An 18,837-nucleotide genomic window follows, 5' to 3' on the forward strand; every position below is an offset into this window, starting at 1 on the left:
CATGTAGTAGTGCCGGTCGGCTCAGCGGGCGGCCGGGCGGCGGTACAGCAGCAACGCCACATCGTCTTCGAAGCCGCCGTCGGGACGCATGACGGCCATCAGCCGCTGGGCGAGCTCCTCCGGCGGGGCGGTGCGGCCCTCGCGGACCACCGCGGCGATCTGCCGGATGCCGGCGTCCAGGGAGCGGTGCCGGCGCTCGATCAGCCCATCGGTGTACAGCAGCACGGTGCCGCCGGGGCAGAGCGCGCAGGTCGTCGTGGACCTGGGCAGCTCCGGCAGCACGCCCAGCGGCAGGTCGCCGCCGCCTTCCAGAAGCTCGGTGCGCCCGTCGGGGTGGACGAAGATCCCCGGGGGGTGGCCGGCGTTGCTGTAGACCAGCCGCCCGGTGCGGGTGTCCAGCACGCCGCAGAACATGGTGGTACCCATCGCGCCCGGGATCCGGCCGGCGAACCCGTCCATCGCCGTCAGGGTCCGCGCCGGGTTGGCCAGCTGCAGCAGCAGGGCGCGGCAGGCGCTGCGCATCTGCCCCATGACGGCCGCGGCCGACACCCCGTGCCCGACGCAGTCGCCCACCACGATGCCGATGCGGCCGTTGGACAGGTCGACCACGTCGTACCAGTCCCCGCCCACCTGCAGCGGCCGCACCGCCGGCTCGTAGCGGACGGAGAACTCGGCCGGCAGGGCGCCCGGCCCCAAGATGGCGCGCTGGAACGCCAGGATCATCTCCCGCTGCTGGCCGACCAGGGAGATGCGCTGCAGCGACTGGCCGATGTACCCGCACAACGCCGCCAGCAGGGACCGGTCCTGGGAGGTGAACGGCAGCACCGGGTCCGGTTCCAGCCAGATCGCCAGCGGGCCGCCGGGGTACTCCAGCGTGATGCCCACCCCGGCGGGCCGGGCGAAGGTGATCGGGCGCAGCACCGGGCGGTTGCGCAGACCCTCGACGGTGGCCAGCACCTCCCCGGGCGGCTCCGGCAGGTCATCGGGGATGCTGCAGAGCACCTGGGGCCGCCCGGCGGGATCCCAGGTGACCGCCAGCGCCCGCCGGGTCTGCCACAGCCGGGCCAGCTCGCCCAGGGCGATGCGCAGGTTCTCCGGCAGGCTCTTGGCGTCCGACATGCGCAGCCCCAGATTGGCCAACGCGGCGTCGCGCCGGTTGGAGAACCACTCGGCGGTGACGTCCCGCATGGTGCCGACCTTCATGCGGCGGCCGGTGTCGGGGTCCTCGACCTCGTTGAGGGTGATCGCCACCCACAGCCGGTGCCCGTCGCGGTGCGTCACCGGGATGATGCGGCTTCCGCTGCTGGCCCGCACGCTCTCGATGCCCTCCCGGGGGCCGGCGGTGACCGCGTCGGCCCACCACGGCTGCACGGGCCGGTACGGCAGCCCTTCGGGGCCGTAGCCGAGGATGTCGGTGAAAGCGGAGTTGATCTCGGTGACGACGCCGTCTTCGTCCATGACGAAGAACGCCTCTTGCAGGGAGTCGATCAAAGCGGCGCGCCAGCGGGCGTGGTGGTTGCGCAGCCGGGCCAGCTCCACGTTCGCCCGCACCCTGGCCAGCAGCTCGGCGGCCGAGAACGGCTTGACCAGGTAGTCGTCGGCCCCGGCGGCCAGGCCCTCGATGGAGAACTCCCCGGCCAGCGCCGACAGCAGCAGCACCGGCACCCCGGCGGTGCGCGGGTCCGCCCGCAGCGCGCTCACCAGCTGGAAGCCGTTCAGCCGGGGCAGCAGCACCCCGCTGACGATCAGGTCCGGCGGGTCGGCGCGGGCGACCTCCAGGGCCTCCTGCCCGTCGCCGACCGTCTGCACCGCATAGCCCGGCCGCAGCAGCCGCCACAGGTAGCCGCGCAGGTCGGGGTTGTCCTCGGCGATGAGCACCCGGGCCGGCGGGCCGCTGGGACGGCCCACGGAACTGGGCCGGAAAGGCGCGGTCGGTTCCGCGCGGCCGAGCGGGGCCTGCGGTTCGATGTCCTCGGGGACGTCCCCGGACACCCAGTGCAGCGCCTCCGCCACATACGGCTCGGCGAGGCCGGACACGCCCCGGTACTCGCTCTCCGGGGCCAGGGACGCCTGGGGGAGGTGGGCGTGCCCGAAGGGCAGCCGGACGGTGAAGGTGGTGCCCTTGCCCGGCGTGCTGTCGGCGGTGATGGTGCCGCCGTGCAGGCGCACCAGCTCCCGCACCAGCGCCAGCGCGACGCCGTCGCCCTCGATCGAACGCGTCCGGGGGGCCTCGATGCGTTGGAACCGTTCGAACAGCCTGGGCAGGTCCTTTTGCGACACCCCCACCCCGGTGTCGCTGACCTGCAGCACCGCCTGCCCGTCCTCGGCGCGCAGCCGGACGGCGATGGAGCCTTCGAAGGTGAACTTCAGGGCGTTGCTGAGCAGGCTCAGCACCACCTTCTCCCACATGCTGCGGTCCACGTACACCGGTTCGGGCAGCGGCGGGCAGTCCACCTCCAGCCGCAGCCCGGCCCGTTCGATCGCGGTGCGCAGCATCCCGGCCAGGTCGGCGGTGAAGACGGCCAGGTCGGTCGGCTGGTAGCGGGCCTCCATCCGCCCGGCCTCGATGCGGGCGTAGTCCAGCAGCGTGTCGACCAGCTTGCTGAGCCGCAGCCCGTTGCGGTGGATGACCTCCAGGTCCTTGCGCACCCACGGCTCGGCGTCCTGCAGCCTGGCCCGCAGCTCCTCCACCGGCCCCATGATCAAGGTCAGCGGGGTGCGGAACTCGTGGCTGATGTCGGACAGGAACACCGTCTTGGCCCGGTCCAGCTCGGCCAGCTCCTCGGCCCGCCGCCGCTGCACCTGGTAGGCCAGCCCCCCGTTGACCAGCCCGGCCGCCTGCCGGGCCACCAGGTCCAAAAAGGCGCGGTATTTGCCGTCCAGGGCGCGTCCGGCACTGGCCGCCAGCACGATCACCCCGACCGGCCCGAAGGCGTGCTCGCCCGGCAGCGGCAGCACCATCGCCTCCCGGGGCGGCACGGGCCAGCCGCCCGACGGCAGCTCCCCGAACCGCTCGGCCACATCCGCCACGACCACCGGCCGCCCGGTGCGCGCCACCTCTTCCACCGGCCACCCGCCCGGCCCGCCGTCGCGGGGCCGCGGATCGGCGCCCGGCGGGCTGGTCGCCACCAGTTCCGGTCCGTCGCCGTCGGGGTCGCGGGCGTACACGGCGGCGAACGGGATGTCCCGCTGTTCCTCCCGCAGCGCCTCGGCGACCAGCTCGCACGCCTCCCGGACGCTCCGGGCCGTCCCCACCTGCGCCCCGAGCCGCTGCAGGACGGCCATCCGGCGTTCGCCGACGACCTGCTCGGTGATGTCGTGGCAGGCGGTGAGCACCCCGCCGACCGCGCCGTCGTCGAACAGCGGGCTGAAGGCGTACGTCCAGTACGTCTCCTCCCGGTAGCCGTGCCGGTTCAGCGGCAGCATCATCCGGTCCAGCCAGGTCGGCTCCGCGCCCTCCAGCACCTCCTGCAGCCTCGGCCCGAGGATGTGCCAGACGTCGCTCCAGACCTGCGCGCCGGGCGCCGCCAGCGCCGGCCTCCGGTCGCCGAGCAGTTCCAGGAAGGCGTCGTTGTACAGGCACCGCAGCTGCGGCCCCCACCACAGGACCGCCGGATGCCGCGAGGTCAGCATGATCCGGCACGCCTCGCGCAGCTGCACCGGCCAGTCCGCCGGGTCCCCCATGCCCACGGCCGGCCAGTCGAGCTCGCGCATCGACCGCGCCATCTCGCTGTCGCCGGGGAACACATGGTCGCGGTCTGTCTTCATATCCGTCCTCCGGGTCCCCGTCGCCGGGCCGGGTGCCGGCCTCATCCCCTCGTTCCGCCGCAGAACGCCCCTACCCACAAGCGGGCCTCCCGCCCCCGCTTGTGCGGGTGAGGCGTCCGCTCGTCCCGCCTGCTTGAGGTGGGACGGAATGCCGGTGCCCTGCCGGGGTACCGGACAGGTTCCGGCGGGCCGCCGTCCGGACGGTCGCAAGGGGGCCTCGGGATGAACGTGATCGCGCTGACCCGCATCGAGCCGGGCATGGTCGAGCTGGTGGGCGGCAAGGCCGCCGGGCTCGGCGGGCTGATCGGGGCCGGGGAGCGGGTGCCCGACGGTTTCTGCGTCACCACTGCCGCCCACGACGCGGCCCTGCGCTCCGGCGGCGAGATGGACGCGGCGCTGCGCGCGGAGATCGCCGCCGCCTACCGGCATCTGGGGGGCGGCGCGGTGGCGGTGCGGTCCAGCGCCACCGCCGAGGACCTGCCCGAGCTGAGCTTCGCCGGGCAGCAGGAGAGCTTCCTGGGCGTGCACGGCGAGGACGAGGTGATCGACGCCGTGCGGCGCTGCTGGGACTCGCTGTGGAGCGAACGCGCGACCGCCTACCGCCGGGCTCACGGCATCGACTCCGAGTCCGTCCGGATGGCGGTGATCGTGCAGCGCATGATCGACCCGAGGGCGGCCGGGGTGCTGTTCACCGCCGACCCGGTGACCGGCAGCCGCAGCCGGATGACCGTGGACGCCGCCCCCGGCCCGGGCGACTCCGTCGCCGCGGGCTCCGTCGTGCCCGACCACTACGTGCTGCAGGAAGGGGTGCCGGCGGCGTCCGGGGGCGGCTGCCTGAACGCGCTGCAACTGGAGGAGCTGCGCGCCACCGGGCGGCGCGTCCAGCGGCTCTTCGGCGCGCCCCAGGACATCGAATGGGCGATCGACGCCGCCGGCACGCTGTGGCTGCTGCAGTCCCGCCCGGTCACCGGGCTGTTCCCGCCGCCGCCGGACACCGGGCGCCCGCCGCCCCGGGTGTACCTCAACTTCAGTCCCGCCCAGGGCATGCACCGGCCGTTCACCCCGATGGGCATGTCGGTGATGCGGATGGCGATCACGGCGTGGTGGAACGCGCTCGGGGCCGGGCGCGGCATCGACCCGATCGACGGGCCGGAAGGCATGGTCGAGGTGGGCGGGCGCCTGTTCGCCGACGTCACCGACTGGGTGCGCGCCGGGGCGACCCGCCGGCTCGTGCTCGCGGTGATGCGGATCCAGGGGCCGCGGGTCGCACAGGCCCTGGAGCTGGTGCTGCAGGACCGGCGGTTCCGCTCGCGCCCCGGCCTGCCGTTCTCCCGGCGCTCCCTGGCGGTGATGCTGTTTCGGACGCTTCCGTCCATGGCCGCCGGGATGGTGCGGACGCTCGCCCACCCCGAGCGGGTGCGGGCCGAGGCGTTCGAGGAGGCCGCGCGGCTGCGGCTGAAGGCACGGCCCCCGGCCGGACTGACCACGGCGGCCGACCGGCTGCGCTTCGTGGCGCAGGCCCACGCGTCGTTCCTGGACCGCGCCATGGTGAACGCCATGCTCTGGCCGGTCTACACCGGCGTCATGGCCGCGGACCTGCCGGTGGCGCTGCTGCGGGACGTCGCCTCCCCGGCGGAGGTGAAGACGGTGCTGGGCGGCATGCCGCACAACGTCACCACCGAGATGGACCTGCGGCTGTGGCGCCTGGCCCGGGAGGCGGGCGAGCACCGCGACCTGCTGACCGGCACCCCGCCCTCGGAGCTGGCCACCCGGTACCGCCAGGGCAGGCTGCCGGAGATCGGGCTGGAGGACTTCCTCGCCGACTATGGGCACCGCGCCGCCGCCGAGGTCGATGTCGGCATGCCCCGCTGGTCGGAGGACCCCGCCCCGGTCTTCACCGCGATCGCCAACTACCTGCAGGTCACCGACCCCGAGCAGGCTCCCGACCGGCATTTTGCCGCCTCCGCCCGCCGGGCCGAGGAGACGCTCGGCGAACTGGTCCGCCGCGCCCGCCCGCTCCGCGGCCGCCTGGCCGGTTTCCTGCTGCGCCGCGCCCGGGCGGTCGGCGGGCTGCGGGAACTGCCCAAGTCGGTGTGGGCCCTCCTGCTGCAGGAGATCCGCCGCCAGCTTCTGCTGGCCGGTCTGGAACTGGCCGAGCGCGGCCTGCTGGAACACCCCGACGACATCATGTTCCTGTACTTCCGGGAGGCCCAGGCGGCCGTGGCCGGCGCCGACCTGAAGGCTCTGGTCGCCGAACGCCGCGCGACGTACGAGCGGGAGCTGCGCCGCCGCCGCGTCCCCAACGTCCTGCTATGGGACGGCACCGACATGGAGACGCTGCTGCCGCCCATCGCCGAGGACGGGGCGCTCACCGGCATGCCCGGCTCGGCGGGCACCGTCACCGCCTCCGCCCGGGTGGTCTTCGACCCCTCCCAGGCCCGCCTGGAACCCGGCGAGATCCTGGTCGCCCCGTCCACCGACCCCGGCTGGACCCCGCTGTTCATGACGGCCGGCGGCCTGGTCACCGAGACCGGCGGCCCCAACGCCCACGGCCCCACCGTGGCCCGCGAGTACGGCATCCCCGCCGTGATCGGCGTCCCCGACGCCACTCACCGCATCCGCACCGGCCAGCGCCTCACCGTGGACGGCGCCACCGGCACCGTCCTCCTCACCGACCCGCCGGATTGACGGCCCGTCCGGGCATCGGCGCCGAGCCGCCGGGGGTACTTCGCAGTCGGGGTAATGCAGTGGCCTGGGTGTCGCGGACGCGGATACCGCCGGGGCCGCGTTCTCAGGGTCTGAAGGCCACGTGGTGAAAGCTCATCGTGTCCGACTGCCGTGGAAGTGGACCGGCTCGCTCGGCGCGCCCTCCGGCATGGTTTGAGAAACCGGAGCTCCTCTTAAAGGGTGGGCTGCCGGTGCAAAGGTCATGGGACAGGGCACGTTCCCGGCGCTTCGGCCAGAAGGGTCCTGCATACCGGTGGCCGCCCTTGTCGCGTCAGCCGGGACGCAAGCCCAAAAGGCGGATGGGCGTCCGCCCCTACCCGTTGTTTGCGGACGGGCGTTCGGACAGCTCTCCCAGCAGGACGAGCAGCCAGATGCCCGTGGCCACGCCGGCCATGAAGACTCCGGCGGCGCCGATGATGGACGTCATGCGATACCCCTTTCTGCGAACGGCAGTGATCCCGGCCCTCACGGGCTGACCTTCTGCCACCGAACAGAATTCAGACGTTGAGCGAGGCGCAGACCCACTTGCCGGGATTCGTCCGCTCCACCCAGCATTCGCGGGCCAGCGCCGCCACGATTCCCAGGCCCCAGCCTCCGTTGCGGTCGAAGTTCTCCGGCCGCAGATCCAGCTCTTCCAGGCTCATTTGCGGCGCCGGCCGCCGCCTGGGCATCCGCTGGTCGGCGTCCCAGACCGCCACCACCAGCCCCCGGGGCCGCAACCCCGCGAAAACACGAATAATGCTCGCTTCCGACGACACCGCTATGGCGTTGTTGACCAGTTCTCCTACAATCAGACACCCGTCCTCAACGGCTTCCGCGAACCCCAGTTCCAGCAGGACGCTCTTCACCCCCGATCTCGCCAGCCCGGCCGCGGCCTTGGTCGCCGGCATCTCCCGGCTATAGACCCTCTCCTTGACGGCCATCACCACACTTCCTCCTGCCTTCTGTGAACGCCGACACAGAATGAACCGGGCGCAGGCAACTTCGCCATAGATACAAGGAAACTGGAGACAAGATCGCGAAAAGGAGGCGCCGAATGCCGCTCCGGGAGAGACCGGACCCAAGATCGTCCCTATGGGATCTCCTGGCCTCTCACCTGCACTTTCTTCGGGTGAAGCACGGGCTTTCGTGCGCCGCGGTGGGGGAGCTGGTCAACGCCTCCCGGCAGACTGTCTCCCACTGGGAGTCCGGCCTTCGCAAGCCGCACGAGTGGCAGGTCAAGATCCTCGACAAAAAGTACGAGACGGGCACACTTCTGGAATACCTCCTGTACCACGCAAAACGGGAACACAACCCTTCCTGGTTCGCCGACAGCGTGGAATACGAGGGCCGCGCCACGGAGATCCGCATCGCAGAGCTGTCCTGGATCCACGGCCTGTTCCAGACCGAGGCTTACGCCCGCGCCGTCTTCAGGGAGGCCGACTTCCGTGAAATCGATCATCTGGTCGAGACCCGAATGAAGCGGCGGCAGGTCCTCGACCGCGAAGATCCACCCCTGATATGGCTTCTCCTTGATCAGGGAGCCCTCGAACAGCCGGTCGGCGGTAGCTCGGTGATGTACGAGCAGCTCTCCCACCTGCTGGAACTGGCAGAACGTCCCAACATAACGATCCGGATCGTCCCTCGAAGCGCAGGTGGACACCCTGGCCGCAATGGTTCATTCAAGATCATGACCGTAGACCGCGAGGACCGGGTTTACATCGAAGCCAGTGAAGGAGGACGATTGGTTCAGGACCACTCAGAGGTACGATCGTTCCGAGTGCGATTCGAACGCATCGGAGATCGGGCGCTCCCTGTAGACGCCTCAATCACCCTGATCAAGGAAGTGATGGAGAGGTTCAAATGATCCACTGGCGCAAGAGCAGCCACAGCGGCTCCAACAACGGCGGAATGAGCGACTGCGTCGAGGTCGCCAACATCCCCAGCGGCATCGCCATCCGAGACAGCAAAAACCCCCACGCCGAACACCTCACCCTCACACCCGGCGCCTTCGCCAGCCTCCTCACCCACCTCAAGCACAACTCTCGGAAGGCCTGAAGCGGTCATGCCCCGGTGACGCAAGTCCAGCCACAGCAGCGGTGCCGCGAACAGTGACTGCGTGGAGGTCGCCAACCTCTCTGGAACCGTCGCCATTCGAGACAGCAAGAACCTCCACGCCGGACACCTGGCCCTCACACCCGGCGCCTTCGCCAGCCTCCTCACCCGCCTCAAGCACAACAACCCGGACATCTAAGGGGACGCACATGGCCCAGTGGCGCAAATCCAGTTACAGCGGTGCAAACAATGGCGGAATGAGCGACTGCGTCGAGGTCGCCAACATCCCCAGCGGCATCGCCATCCGAGACAGCAAAAACCCCCACACCGGACACCTGACCCTCACACCCGGCGTCTTCGCCAACCTCCTCGCCCGCCTCAAGCACAACGGCCCGAACGCCTGAGGAGGCGACATGACCCAGTGGCGCAAGTCCAGCCACAGCGGCACGAACAATGGCGGAATGAGCGACTGCGTCGAGGTCGCCAACATCCCCAGCGGCATCGCCATCCGAGACAGCAAGAACCCCCACGCCGGACACCTGACCCTCACACCCGGCGTCTTCGCCGACCTCCTCGCCCGCCTCAAGCGCGACGGCTGAGCGTTCGAGCACAACGGTTCCCCAGCCCCGGCTCTGCCGGGGCTTCGTGCCGTCCAGGGCCGGCTCGGAACCTCGTCCGTTCGCCGCCCTGGAGACCTGCGCCGGGCGTCAGCGGCCGGTCATCCCGCGCGCCGTGACTCCGCCGGTCCGGAAGCCCGCTCACGCGTGGCGTCCCCCGTCCGGCTCGCCGGTCACAGCCCGAAGCCGCGACCGGACGGCAGGAGCGCCGCTGTACCCGACCGTTCCGGTGCCGCCGGGCGATGAGCCGGTGGCCGAGGCGTGGGCGAGTCGCCTGCCACCGTTGCCAGCGGAACCGCCCCCGGTCAACGGCATGCGAGCCGCTGCCTGCCGTACGCCTGCGGCCTTCCACAGGCCACGCCGGAACCCGGTCTCGAGCCCTCCACAGCCTGTGGATTCTCGGCGCCGAACAGAACGCCCCCCGGCCATGCAGAGCTTCGTGTCGTCAGGGCGATGAGTTCCGGCTGCAAGGCCGGTCCACCCGTCTGCGGGGATGAACTGGAAGGAGATCCGATGAACCGTGACTCGGCGCCGTGCGGACGGCGGGTGTTCGCGTTCCTGTTCTGCTCTCTGGACGGCTATCACGAAGGTCCGGACGGGGAGCTGGGGTGGGCGCCGCACGATGAGGAGTTCCTCGAATGGAACGTGCGCCAGACCCGGGAAGTGGGCGCCCTGCTGCTGGGCCGGCGCACCTACGAGCACTTCGCCGAGGCGTGGACCTCGTCCGATGCGGTGGAGCGGCTGCCTGAGATCGCGGCCTTCATGAACGCCGTGCCCAAGACCGTGGTGACGCGCAGCGGCCGGGTCACGCCCTGGGGGAACACCCGCGTCATCGACGGCAGTGACCTGAACGCCGAAGTCACCCGGCTGCGGACCGAATCCGCCGGTGACATCGCGGTCTTCGGCAGCTCGGCGCTCACCGTGACCCTCCTGGAGCAGGGGCTGGTGGACGAGCTGCGAGTCCTGCTGCGCCCGGTGCTGCTGGGGCGCGGCCGGAGCCTGTACGGCGGCCTGCAAGAGCGTATCGACCTGACGCCCGGGGCGGTGACCGTGTTCCGTTCGGGCAACGTCCTCCTGCGCTACCGGCCGTCCGGCCGGTGAAAGGGCTCCGTCCGGTCGGCTTCACCGGGTCGGCGCCGGGCGCTTCCAGCACGTGGCCCACAGACGATCCGCCTCCCGGGAACAGGCCGTACGGCATCGGGTCGCCCGGGGCCGCGGCGGAAGAGTCTTGAATCCGCGCCGGGCGGCCCGCTGCGAAGGCCTCAATGCGTGACGGTGAGCACCAGGGAGGCGACGGCCAAGGCCAGGTAGGCGGCCGGGAACGCGATGTTGTGGAAGACGCGGGCCCGCAAGTGAACGGCGATCGCGCCGACGAAGAAGACCACCAGGCCGCTCGCCGCGGCGGTGGCGATGAGGTCGAAGCCGAGCAGGCCGAGGGCCAGGCCGGTGGCGCCGGCGGCCTTGCAGGCCGCCAGGAACGGCAGGAAGCGGGGCGGCAGGCCGACTTCGGCCGAGTTGGCCAGGACGAAGCGGGCCTTGGCCAGGTCGGCGATGGCGATCGCGATGTTGGCCGCGATCGTGATGACGGTGACGATGAGGTACGCGATGGTCATGGGCCGTCAGTCCTCGATGTGCAGGCGGGCCAGGCGGTGGGGGTCGGCCACGACGTCGTAGTGGACGATGCGGCCGTCGGCGACGCGGAAGATCAGCGCGGTGCGCGGTCGCCCGTCCGCCCAGATCGCGATCCCGGGGCGTCCGTCGATGGTGGCCAGGCGTGCCCGCCGGGCGTTGTCCCGGAGCGCGCGGGTCTCGGCGACCACGGTCCGCACCCCGCGCACCCGCTGCGCGGCGCCGGGGGGAAGGGCCTGCGGGTCGGCCGTCCTGGTCACATCGGGATGCAGCACCGCGATGAGACCGTCGATGTCGCCCTCCTGGGCGGCCTTCAGGAAGGCGCCCACCACCCGGCGGGCCTCGCGCGGATCGGCGTCCGGCCGAGGGTCGGCGGCCCGGCGCAGGCGCCCCCGGGCGCGGCTGCCCAGCTTCTTGGCCGACCCCGGGGTGGTGCCCAGGATGCGGGCGATCTCCTCGAAGGGCATGCCGAAGACGTCATGGAGGACGAAGGCGACCCGCTGCGGCGGGGTCAGCTCGTCCAGCACGACCGTGACGGCCTCGGTCAGCTCCCCGGCCAGGAGCGCGACCTCCTGCGGATCGCCGCCCGCGGCGACCGGAGGCAGATCCTCGGGCCGCCGCGGAAGCTCACGCGACCGGCGCAGCAGGTCCAGGCACAGCCGCGTCACCACGGTCGTCAGCCACGCCTGCGCGTTGCGGATGCCCGTGGTGTCGGCGCGGACGTACCTGGTCCACGCCTCCTGCACGACGTCCTGCGCGTCGGCCTCCGATCCGAGGATGCGGAACGCCACGGCGAGCAGGTGCGGTCGCTCCCGGGCGAAGACCTCCGCCTGCTCCAGGGCACCGTCCATGCGGCACGCCCTCCCGCCGGTCCCGCCGTTCACAGCCCGAAGCCGTACTCGCCGACGCATTCCACAACCTGTGGACGGGGATACCCGCCCTCGACGCACTCGGCGATGACCTCCGGCAACCGCCGCGCCGCCTCGATGCCCATCAGCGGATTACGGTCTTCCTCCGCCAGCTCGATCAGCGCGAGAAACCGCCGCCCTCCCGGCACCCGCCAGTACGCCAGCCGCACCCCGTCCGGCCGTTCCTTCTCCAGCGCCGCAAACGCCGCGGCCACCGCCCGCTCGACCCGGCCGGCCCCTTCCTCCGAGACCGCCTCGAACTCGATCACCCGCTGCACGCCCATCGTCTCCTCCCCTCGTCCGCGGCATGTCCGCCCACCAGACGTCCCAGCGGCCCCGAAGGTGACCCGTCCCGCAGTCGAGCCCTCACCGCAAACGCCCCGCCAGGACGAGACGATTCGTGGTGTCGTGGGACTCATGCTGTACGGGACGCCGCATCTCGATGACGCAGATCGTTCAGTGCTCGAAGAGATCGAGCAGATACGTGACGAGCTCCGCCTGCGTCTTCAAGCCCAGATGCGGCAGGCCGGGCAGTTGCGCAGACACCTGACCGCCAGAGCCATCGCAGGGTCGAACACCATTGAGGGCTACGCCGCGTCCGTCGACGACGTAGAAGCTCTCATGGCGGGCGAGCAGCCGCTGGAAACCGATGAGGCCACCCGCCGGGAGGTGGAGGGCTACCAGCGAGCCATGACCTACATCCAGGCCCTGTCCGATGCCGGTGATGAGTTCCGCTACGAACTGGGCCTGCTCAACAGCCTGCACTACATGATGCAGGAGCATCACCCCGACAAGCGCCCGGGCCGGCTCCGGCAGCGGCCGGTCTACATCACCAGCCCTGACGATCCCATGGTGCCGGTCTACACCGGGCCTGACCCGGAGCTGGTCGCTGAGCTCATGGAAGAGTTCATCGACTGGCTCAACGAGGGAGACCTCGACGCCCCGGTGCACATCCGGGCGTCCATGGCCCACCTGAACCTCGTCAAGATCCACCCTTGGGCGGACGGCAACGGCCGGATGTCGCGGGCGCTATCGACACTGGTGTTCTCCCGGGAAGCGCTGATGCCGCCGGAGTTCTCCTCGATCGAGGAGTGGCTCGGACGCGGGCAGAACACCTACGCCTACTACCAGGTCCTCGAAGAGGTCGGTGGTCCGCGCTGGAGCCCGCACGACGACACCCGTCCCTGGATCAAGTTCTGCCTGCGCGCCCACCACATCCAGGCGCAGCAGGCCAAACGACGCGTCGATCTGCTCGGCCGGGCCTGAATCGCGCTGGCCGAAGCCGTCACCGGGGCCGGCCTGGAGGAGCGGACCGCCTTCGCCCTGCTGCCGGCCTTCTGGGGCTCCCGCGTCCGACGCACGATCTACCAGCAGGACGCCGAGCTCAGCGAACAACAAGCCATCAGGGACATCCGAGACCTATGCCGCCTCGGCCGGCTGACACCACAAGGACAGGCACGCGGACGCCACTACACCGCCGGACCGGCCATGCAACCGATCCTCGAGAAGATAAAAAGCTCCATGAAGCCTTTCGAAGACCCCTACCGAAGCCGGTGAGTGAAGCAGCACGGCTCATCGGTCCGTGACACGGATGGCCGTACTTGCGACAGACATTTCCGGCCTCGGAATGAACCGAACCATGGAGGCGGTCGGCCAGGGGGCCGGTGAACGGACAGCGAAAGAGGCGAGAAGCACTCGCTGTTCACATGGGCAGGTGCGCCAGGCACGGGTGTTGGGGGTCGGGAGTCTCTGGATACTCCATGGTGTAACGGCGGGCCCACTCCTGGAGGGCGGCACGGCGTTCCTCGGTACTGGGGCAGATGAACTTCCAGTAGTGGATGAGGGATGCGTGCACCTCGTCCAGGGAGTAGTGCTGGGTCTGCGGATCGGGACCGAGATCGGTGATCTCCACGCCATCCGGACGGAAATAGGCCGAGGTCGCGTTGCCCAGCCACTCCTCGAGGTCATCCTTGCCCTCGCGGGCCAACTCGACCAGCTGCAGGGCTTCCAGGGCAATGGCGCCGTCAGCGTGGATATCGCTGGTCAGCAGAAGTCCCAGATTAAGAAACCGCTCATCACGCGGCCGCCCGGTTGGGAATTGCGCCCCGGAGACCTCGTACCAGCAGAACTTTTCAAACCCTGACATCACCTCCTCTTTCATTTCACTACCGGCCAGACACTTACCCAACCCCCTTTGCCGGGGCCGACACAAAACCCTTCCACTTTCATCCCATCAATTCAAAAACAGCAATGAATTCAATGTGCAATCCAGTTGAGCTTGATTGTCTCAAATCAATCAACCGAAATCTCAGCTCTTGTCTGCCGGAAGCTCAACGGCTCGGCGCGGCGACACTGGGGCCAGAGGCGACACCCACCCATCAAGGTCGGCGGCCCGTGCTGAAGCCGCACGACGACACCCGTCCCTGGATCAAGTTCTGCCTGCGCGCCCACCACATCCAGGCGCAGCAGGCCAAACGACGCGTCGATCTGCTCGGCCGGGCCTGGATCGCGCTGGCCGAAGCCGTCACCGGGGCCGGCCTGGAGGAGCGGACCGCCTTCGCCCTGCTGCCGGCCTTCTGGGGCTCCCGCGTCCGACGCACGATCTACCAGCAGGACGCCGAGCTCAGCGAACAGCAAGCCATCAGGGACATCCGAGACCTATGCCGCCTCGGCCGGCTGACACCACAAGGACAGGCACGCGGACGCCACTACACCGCCGGACCGGCCATGCAACCGATCCTCGAGAAGATAAAAAGCTCCATGAAGCCTTTCGAAGACCCTTATCGAGGGCGCGGAGTGTAGGGAAGCGCGCTGGTCGCCAGAGGCAGATGCGCCATGCAGGGGTGCAGGGGGTCGGTGACCTCCGGATGCTCCCGCGTGTAGAACTCAGCCCATTCTTGGAGGGACCTGCGGCGTTCCTCGATGGTGGGGCAGAGGAAGTCCCAGTACTGGATGAGGGAGTCGTGCACCTCGTCCAGGGAGTAGTGCTGGGTTCGCGGGTCGAGGCTGAGATCGGTGATTTCCACGCCGTCCGGGCGGAAGCAAGTGAAGGTCGCGTTGCCCCCCCACTCCGGGATGTCGTCCTTGCCCTCGCGGGCCAGCTCGACCAACTGCAGAACCTCCAGGGCTTCGGCGCCGTGGCGTTGGATATCGCTGGTCAGCAGGAGCCCCAGATTGAGGAACCGCTCATCGCGCGGCCGCGCGATCGGGAACCGGCCTCCCTGGAAATCATCCCAATAAAATTCTTCGAACCCAGACAAAGCACCCCCTTTAGATCACAGGGCGGGCGCCGATCCAGTGAGCCTTTTTTAACACGTGGTCTCGCTCGGAAAGCCGGGAAGGGAGCCCGAGCGGTCTTCGAGGCCACGACGGTGCAGGTCACGGCGCCGTGCCTGACTGCGCCGCTCCCGCATGTGACCTGCGGGAGCGGCGCGCTGAAGAAGGCATGCCGAAAGTCAGCTCCCGGCTCGGGCGGGTTCGGAGGCCGCGGGGGCGTGCTCCTCGGCGGTGCGGCGGGTGGCCATGATCGAGCCGCCGAGGATCAGGGCGAACCCGATGAGGATGGTGACGGTGAGGGGTTCGTCCAGCAGCAGCACGCCCGCGGCCACGGCGACGGCCGGGTTCAGGTAAGTGAAGACCAGTGCCCGGGCGGCGCCGACCTCGCGGATCAAGGCGAAGTAGACGATGAACGCCAGGGCGGTGCAGATCAGGCCCAGCCCGGCCAGGGCGGCCAGGACACGTCCGGAGGGGAGGGCGTCCGGCCAGGTCAGGATCGCCGGGGGCGTGTAGCACAGGGCGGCCAACGTCAGGCAGGCGGCGGTCATGTGCAGGGACGAGACGTCCTGCAGCCGCCGCAGCGCCACCACCGGGGCGATGGCGTAGCAGGCGGCGACCAGCAGCACCTCGGTGATCGGCCACAGGGCGCCGCCGCGCAGCTCCGGCCAGGCCAGCACCGCCACCCCGGCCAGGCCCACCGCCAGTCCCGTCCAGCGGGTGAGGGTGAAGCGCTCGGTGTCGTCGATCAGGTAGGTCAGCACCGCCGCGACGACCGGGGAGGCGGCGATCAGCAGGCCGGTCATCGAGCTGGTCAGGTGCCGTTCGGCGTCCGACAGCAGCCCCCAGGGGATGACCATCTCGATCACCGCGAAGGCCGCCAGCGGCGGCCAGTGGCGGCGCCGCAGCCCTCCCCGGGCGCCGCCGCGCAGCGCCAGCGGCAGCAGCACCAGCGCGCCCAGCGCGGTCCGCGCGAACACCAGGACCGGGACGGACACCCCTTCCACCGCCACCTTGATCATCAGGTAGGGGACGCCCCAGATCACGCTCATCAGGGCGAACAGCACCCAGCCCCGCGCGCTCATGCCCGCCCGCCCGGCCGGGTGCAGGACGCGATGTCGTGCCGCGTCCGGTTCCCCGCGGCGTCCGGGTCCGTCGTCGCCGTTCCCACCGATGCCTCCCTTTGAAAAGCGCGTTCTCACTCGTCCGGCCAAGAACGCTAAGGCAGACGGCCGAACAAGGACGAATCCGGCCCCTCGGAGAGCCGATCGGCCCGCATGTGTCCGCCCGAGCAGGGAAGCACCCTCACGAAAGGGACGTATCCGGTTTCGACGACACCAAGGCCCCACCGGGGCGAAGCCGGCCGCCCGCGCGAGGCGGCGGGCATCGCCGGCGCCGGGGTGCGGGGCCGCGCTCGGGGGGCGGCGCGCCATGCAGGGTTTCGAACTCGCCTACGACTACTTCGACCCGGAGGCCGAGCTGCTGCGGGAGGCGCTGACCTCGACCGGGAACGGCTACTTCTGCACGCGGGGCACCGCCGAGTGGGAGGACCCCGGCCCCTCGCACTACCCGGGCACCTACGCCCACGGCGGCTACAACCGGGAGACCACGATCTTCGACGGGCGTCCGGTGCTGAACGAAGACCTGGTCAACCTGCCCAACTGGCTGGTGCTCAAGCTGCGCATCGAAGACGGGCCGGCCGTCGGGTTCGACGAGATCGACCTGCTGGACTACAAGCACGTCTACGACATCCGGCTGGCGATGGTGCGGCGCGAGATGCGCTTCCTCGACCGGGCCGGACGCGAGACGACCCTGCGCAGCCGCCGGTTCGTCAGCATGGCCCACAGTCACCAGGCCGGGATCGAGTGGACCATCGTCCCGGAGAACTGGTCGGGCCGGGTCGAGATCGTCACCGCGCTGGACGGGCGGATGACCAACCACATCGTCGCCCGCTACCGGGAGCTGGAGGGCCGCCACCTGGACCCGGTCTCGCCGCGGACGTTCGGCCCGGAGACCATCGCACTGGAGGTCCAGACCCGCCAGTCGCACCTTTACATCGCCGAGGCCGCGCGCACCCGGGTGTTCCCAGACGGCGATCGGCGGCCCGCCGACGTGGAGCGGAGCCTGCACCAGATGCAGGACTACATCCAGCAGATCCTGGCCTTCGACGTCGAGCAGGGCCGTCCGGTGCGGGTGGAGAAGATGGTCTCGCTGTTCACCTCGCACGACAACGCGATCACCGAGCCGCTGGCCGCCGCCGGGCGGCACGTGCTGCGCTACCCGGACTTCGCCGAGGCGCTGGCCGAGCACGAGGCGGCCTGGACGGAACTGTGGGACGGCTGCGACGTCCGCCTGCCCCGCGAGGAGCGCGCCCAGCTGCTGCTGCGGTTGCACATCGCCCACGTCCTGCAGGTCTGCTCCCGGCACACCGCCCGCCACGACGCCGGGGTGCCCGCCCGCGGCCTCAACGGCGAGGCCTACCGGGGGCATGTGTTCTGGGACGAGCTGTACGTCTACCCGTTTTTGAACCTGCGCCTGCCGGAGATCACCCGGGCGCTGCTGCTGTACCGGTACCGGCGGCTGACCGAGGCGCGGGCGGCCGCGGCCGAGGCCGGCTACCAGGGCGCCATGTTCCCCTGGCAGAGCGGCAGCGACGGCACCGAGGAGACCCAGAGCGTCCACCTCAACCCGCTGTCGGGCAAATGGGACCCGGACCTGAGCCGCAACCAGCGCCACGTCAACGCCGCGATCTTCTACAACGTCTGGCGCTACTACCAGGCCACCGCCGACCTGGAGTTCCTGCGGGACTACGGCGCCGAGCTGATGCTGGAGATCGCGCGTTTCTGGGCGTCCATCGCCCACTACAACCCGCGGCGGGAACGCTATGAGATCCACGGGGTGATGGGCCCGGACGAGTTCCACGAAAAGTACCCGGGGGCGCCCGAGCCGGGCCTGCGCAACAACGCCTACACCAACGCCATGGTGGCCTGGATCACCGCGACCATCCCGCAGGTGCTCGACCTGCTGCCCGCCGGACGGGCCGCCTGGCTGCGGGACCGGCTGAACGTCACCGACGAGGAGCTGCGCCTGTGGGAGGACATGAGCCGCCGCATGTACATCCCCTTCCACGACGGCGTCATCAGCCAGTTCGAAGGTTACGCCGACCTGGAAGAGCTGGACTGGGACCACTACCGCACCAAGTACGGCAACATCCAGCGGATGGACCGGATCCTCAAGGCCGAAGGCGAGGATCCCAACCGCTACAAGGTCTCCAAGCAGGCCGACGCGGTCATGCTGTTCTTCCTGTTCGGCGATGACGAGCTGCGGGAGCTGTTCGAGCGGCTCGGCTACGGCTACGACGCCGACCTGGCGCGGCGCACCATCGACTACTACGACCGGCGCACCTCCCACGGCTCGACGCTCAGCTTCGTCACCTACGCCGGGGTGCTGGCCCCGCTGGACCCGCAGAGCGCCTGGGAGCGCTTCATGGTGGCGCTGGAAAGCGACGTCGGCGACGTCCAGGGCGGCACCACCAAGGAAGGCATCCACATGGGCGTCATGTCCGGGACGCTGGACCTGCTGCAGCGCGGCTTCCTGGGCACCGACGTCACCGGGGACGTGCTGCGGCTGAACCCGCGGCTGCTGGACCGGCTGGAGGGCGCGGCGTTCTCGATGCGCTTTCGGGGCACCTCGCTGCGGGTGCACCTGGAGGACGGCGAGCTGAAGGTCCTCGCCCAGGCCGAGGGGTTCCGCGGCCCGCTGCGGGTAGGGGTCGGCGACGACGTCCGCACGCTGGGACCGGGCGAGACCTGCGTGTTCCCGCTGCCCGCGCAGGCGGCCCCGGTGCGGCGGTGACCGGCGGGCAGCGGGGAAGGGAGCCA

17 protein-coding genes and 1 pseudogene are annotated in these 18,837 nt (G+C 70.4%); 10 read left to right on the forward strand and 8 right to left on the reverse strand.

From position 1 onward, the window contains the following. Positions 1-21 precede the first annotated feature (21 nt). Positions 22-3,768, reverse strand: a complete 3,747-nt coding sequence (locus TCUR_RS23435) for a SpoIIE family protein phosphatase (RefSeq protein WP_012855076.1) — start codon at positions 3,766-3,768, stop codon at positions 22-24. Positions 3,769-3,990: 222 nt separating this feature from the next. Here TCUR_RS23435 and TCUR_RS23440 point away from each other — a divergent pair, with 222 nt between their 5' ends. Then, positions 3,991-6,456, forward strand: coding sequence for a PEP/pyruvate-binding domain-containing protein (locus TCUR_RS23440; protein ID WP_012855077.1), 2,466 nt, complete (start codon positions 3,991-3,993; stop codon positions 6,454-6,456). Positions 6,457-6,992: 536 nt separating this feature from the next. Here TCUR_RS23440 and TCUR_RS23445 read toward each other — a convergent pair. Beyond that, the gene (locus tag TCUR_RS23445; RefSeq protein WP_012855079.1) at positions 6,993-7,418 is read right to left on the reverse strand and encodes an ATP-binding protein; all 426 of its coding nucleotides are present in this window, start codon (positions 7,416-7,418) and stop codon (positions 6,993-6,995) included. Positions 7,419-7,531: 113 nt separating this feature from the next. Here TCUR_RS23445 and TCUR_RS23450 point away from each other — a divergent pair, with 113 nt between their 5' ends. From TCUR_RS23450 to TCUR_RS23465, 6 genes and pseudogenes are all read left to right on the forward strand, one after another. After that, positions 7,532-8,341, forward strand: a complete 810-nt coding sequence (locus TCUR_RS23450) for a helix-turn-helix domain-containing protein (RefSeq protein ID WP_012855080.1) — start codon at positions 7,532-7,534, stop codon at positions 8,339-8,341. Then, the gene (locus TCUR_RS23455) at positions 8,338-8,532 is read left to right on the forward strand and encodes a DUF397 domain-containing protein (RefSeq protein ID WP_012855081.1); all 195 of its coding nucleotides are present in this window, start codon (positions 8,338-8,340) and stop codon (positions 8,530-8,532) included. The genes TCUR_RS23450 and TCUR_RS23455 overlap by 4 nt, the downstream gene beginning before the upstream one ends. A 31-nt stretch (positions 8,533-8,563) precedes the next feature. After that, a pseudogene (locus TCUR_RS25910) lies at positions 8,564-8,728 on the forward strand (DUF397 domain-containing protein); the annotation flags it as partial. A 10-nt stretch (positions 8,729-8,738) separates the two neighbouring features. Continuing rightward, positions 8,739-8,933 carry a DUF397 domain-containing protein gene (locus TCUR_RS25915; protein ID WP_012855082.1) on the forward strand — a complete coding sequence of 65 codons (195 nt, stop codon included), beginning with the start codon at positions 8,739-8,741 and terminating at the stop codon, positions 8,931-8,933. Positions 8,934-8,942: 9 nt separating this feature from the next. Further along, positions 8,943-9,128: a DUF397 domain-containing protein gene (locus TCUR_RS25920; protein ID WP_012855083.1), complete on the forward strand. Its 186-nt coding sequence runs from the start codon at positions 8,943-8,945 to the stop codon at positions 9,126-9,128. A 531-nt stretch (positions 9,129-9,659) separates the two neighbouring features. After that, a complete protein-coding gene (locus TCUR_RS23465; RefSeq protein ID WP_012855084.1) occupies positions 9,660-10,247 on the forward strand; it encodes a dihydrofolate reductase family protein in 588 nt (195 codons plus the stop codon). A 161-nt stretch (positions 10,248-10,408) separates the two neighbouring features. Here the strand turns inward: TCUR_RS23465 and TCUR_RS26110 are convergent, their stop codons facing one another. From TCUR_RS26110 to TCUR_RS23480, 3 genes are read right to left on the reverse strand one after another with little or no spacing between them, the layout of a single operon-like run. Next, the gene (locus tag TCUR_RS26110; protein WP_012855085.1) at positions 10,409-10,759 is read right to left on the reverse strand and encodes a DoxX family protein; all 351 of its coding nucleotides are present in this window, start codon (positions 10,757-10,759) and stop codon (positions 10,409-10,411) included. Between the two features lie 6 nt (positions 10,760-10,765). After that, positions 10,766-11,626 (reverse strand): sigma-70 family RNA polymerase sigma factor, encoded by an 861-nt coding sequence (locus TCUR_RS23475; RefSeq protein WP_012855086.1) that lies wholly within the window; start codon positions 11,624-11,626, stop codon positions 10,766-10,768. A gap of 29 nt (positions 11,627-11,655) precedes the next feature. Next, the gene (locus TCUR_RS23480; RefSeq protein WP_012855087.1) at positions 11,656-11,967 is read right to left on the reverse strand and encodes a hypothetical protein; all 312 of its coding nucleotides are present in this window, start codon (positions 11,965-11,967) and stop codon (positions 11,656-11,658) included. Between the two features lie 133 nt (positions 11,968-12,100). Here TCUR_RS23480 and TCUR_RS23485 point away from each other — a divergent pair, with 133 nt between their 5' ends. Beyond that, positions 12,101-12,949 (forward strand): Fic family protein, encoded by an 849-nt coding sequence (locus TCUR_RS23485; RefSeq protein ID WP_012855088.1) that lies wholly within the window; start codon positions 12,101-12,103, stop codon positions 12,947-12,949. Positions 12,950-13,385: 436 nt separating this feature from the next. On the opposite strand, the gene TCUR_RS23490 is transcribed toward TCUR_RS23485, so the two are convergent. Next, positions 13,386-13,844, reverse strand: coding sequence for a hypothetical protein (locus tag TCUR_RS23490; RefSeq protein WP_041440341.1), 459 nt, complete (start codon positions 13,842-13,844; stop codon positions 13,386-13,388). A gap of 233 nt (positions 13,845-14,077) precedes the next feature. On the opposite strand from TCUR_RS23490, the gene TCUR_RS28190 reads away from it, so the two are divergent. Continuing rightward, complete coding sequence (locus TCUR_RS28190; RefSeq protein ID WP_012855090.1) at positions 14,078-14,485, forward strand: Fic family protein; 408 nt, start codon at positions 14,078-14,080, stop codon at positions 14,483-14,485. On the opposite strand, the gene TCUR_RS23500 is transcribed toward TCUR_RS28190, so the two are convergent. Then, on the reverse strand, positions 14,464-14,943 hold the full coding sequence (locus TCUR_RS23500) for a hypothetical protein (protein WP_012855091.1): 480 nt from the start codon (positions 14,941-14,943) through the stop codon (positions 14,464-14,466). The two genes, TCUR_RS28190 and TCUR_RS23500, sit on opposite strands and share 22 nt — an antisense overlap. 195 nt (positions 14,944-15,138) lie before the next feature. Then, the gene (locus TCUR_RS23505; RefSeq protein ID WP_012855092.1) at positions 15,139-16,041 is read right to left on the reverse strand and encodes a DMT family transporter; all 903 of its coding nucleotides are present in this window, start codon (positions 16,039-16,041) and stop codon (positions 15,139-15,141) included. Positions 16,042-16,387: 346 nt separating this feature from the next. On the opposite strand from TCUR_RS23505, the gene TCUR_RS23510 reads away from it, so the two are divergent. Beyond that, complete coding sequence (locus TCUR_RS23510; RefSeq protein ID WP_012855093.1) at positions 16,388-18,811, forward strand: glycoside hydrolase family 65 protein; 2,424 nt, start codon at positions 16,388-16,390, stop codon at positions 18,809-18,811. Positions 18,812-18,837 lie beyond the last annotated feature (26 nt).

This window comes from Thermomonospora curvata DSM 43183 (assembly GCF_000024385.1).
Lineage (GTDB): Bacteria > Actinomycetota > Actinomycetes > Streptosporangiales > Streptosporangiaceae > Thermomonospora > Thermomonospora curvata.

Excerpts from the sequence above, each read along its gene's own strand:
- TCUR_RS23435 (WP_012855076.1), bottom strand. The coding sequence starts at position 3,768 with ATGAAGACAGACCGCGACCATGTGTTCCCCGGCGACAGCGAGATGGCG.
- TCUR_RS23490 (WP_041440341.1), bottom strand. The coding sequence starts at position 13,844 with ATGAAAGAGGAGGTGATGTCAGGGTTTGAAAAGTTCTGCTGGTACGAG.
- TCUR_RS23505 (WP_012855092.1), bottom strand. The coding sequence starts at position 16,041 with ATGAGCGCGCGGGGCTGGGTGCTGTTCGCCCTGATGAGCGTGATCTGG.
- TCUR_RS23510 (WP_012855093.1), top strand. The coding sequence starts at position 16,388 with ATGCAGGGTTTCGAACTCGCCTACGACTACTTCGACCCGGAGGCCGAG.
- TCUR_RS23455 (WP_012855081.1), top strand. The coding sequence starts at position 8,338 with ATGATCCACTGGCGCAAGAGCAGCCACAGCGGCTCCAACAACGGCGGA.
- TCUR_RS23465 (WP_012855084.1), top strand. The coding sequence starts at position 9,660 with ATGAACCGTGACTCGGCGCCGTGCGGACGGCGGGTGTTCGCGTTCCTG.
- TCUR_RS23445 (WP_012855079.1), bottom strand. The coding sequence starts at position 7,418 with ATGGCCGTCAAGGAGAGGGTCTATAGCCGGGAGATGCCGGCGACCAAG.
- TCUR_RS23480 (WP_012855087.1), bottom strand. The coding sequence starts at position 11,967 with ATGGGCGTGCAGCGGGTGATCGAGTTCGAGGCGGTCTCGGAGGAAGGG.
- TCUR_RS23440 (WP_012855077.1), top strand. The coding sequence starts at position 3,991 with ATGAACGTGATCGCGCTGACCCGCATCGAGCCGGGCATGGTCGAGCTG.
- TCUR_RS23450 (WP_012855080.1), top strand. The coding sequence starts at position 7,532 with ATGCCGCTCCGGGAGAGACCGGACCCAAGATCGTCCCTATGGGATCTC.
- TCUR_RS23475 (WP_012855086.1), bottom strand. The coding sequence starts at position 11,626 with ATGGACGGTGCCCTGGAGCAGGCGGAGGTCTTCGCCCGGGAGCGACCG.
- TCUR_RS25915 (WP_012855082.1), top strand. The coding sequence starts at position 8,739 with ATGGCCCAGTGGCGCAAATCCAGTTACAGCGGTGCAAACAATGGCGGA.
- TCUR_RS25920 (WP_012855083.1), top strand. The coding sequence starts at position 8,943 with ATGACCCAGTGGCGCAAGTCCAGCCACAGCGGCACGAACAATGGCGGA.
- TCUR_RS26110 (WP_012855085.1), bottom strand. The coding sequence starts at position 10,759 with ATGACCATCGCGTACCTCATCGTCACCGTCATCACGATCGCGGCCAAC.
- TCUR_RS23485 (WP_012855088.1), top strand. The coding sequence starts at position 12,101 with ATGCTGTACGGGACGCCGCATCTCGATGACGCAGATCGTTCAGTGCTC.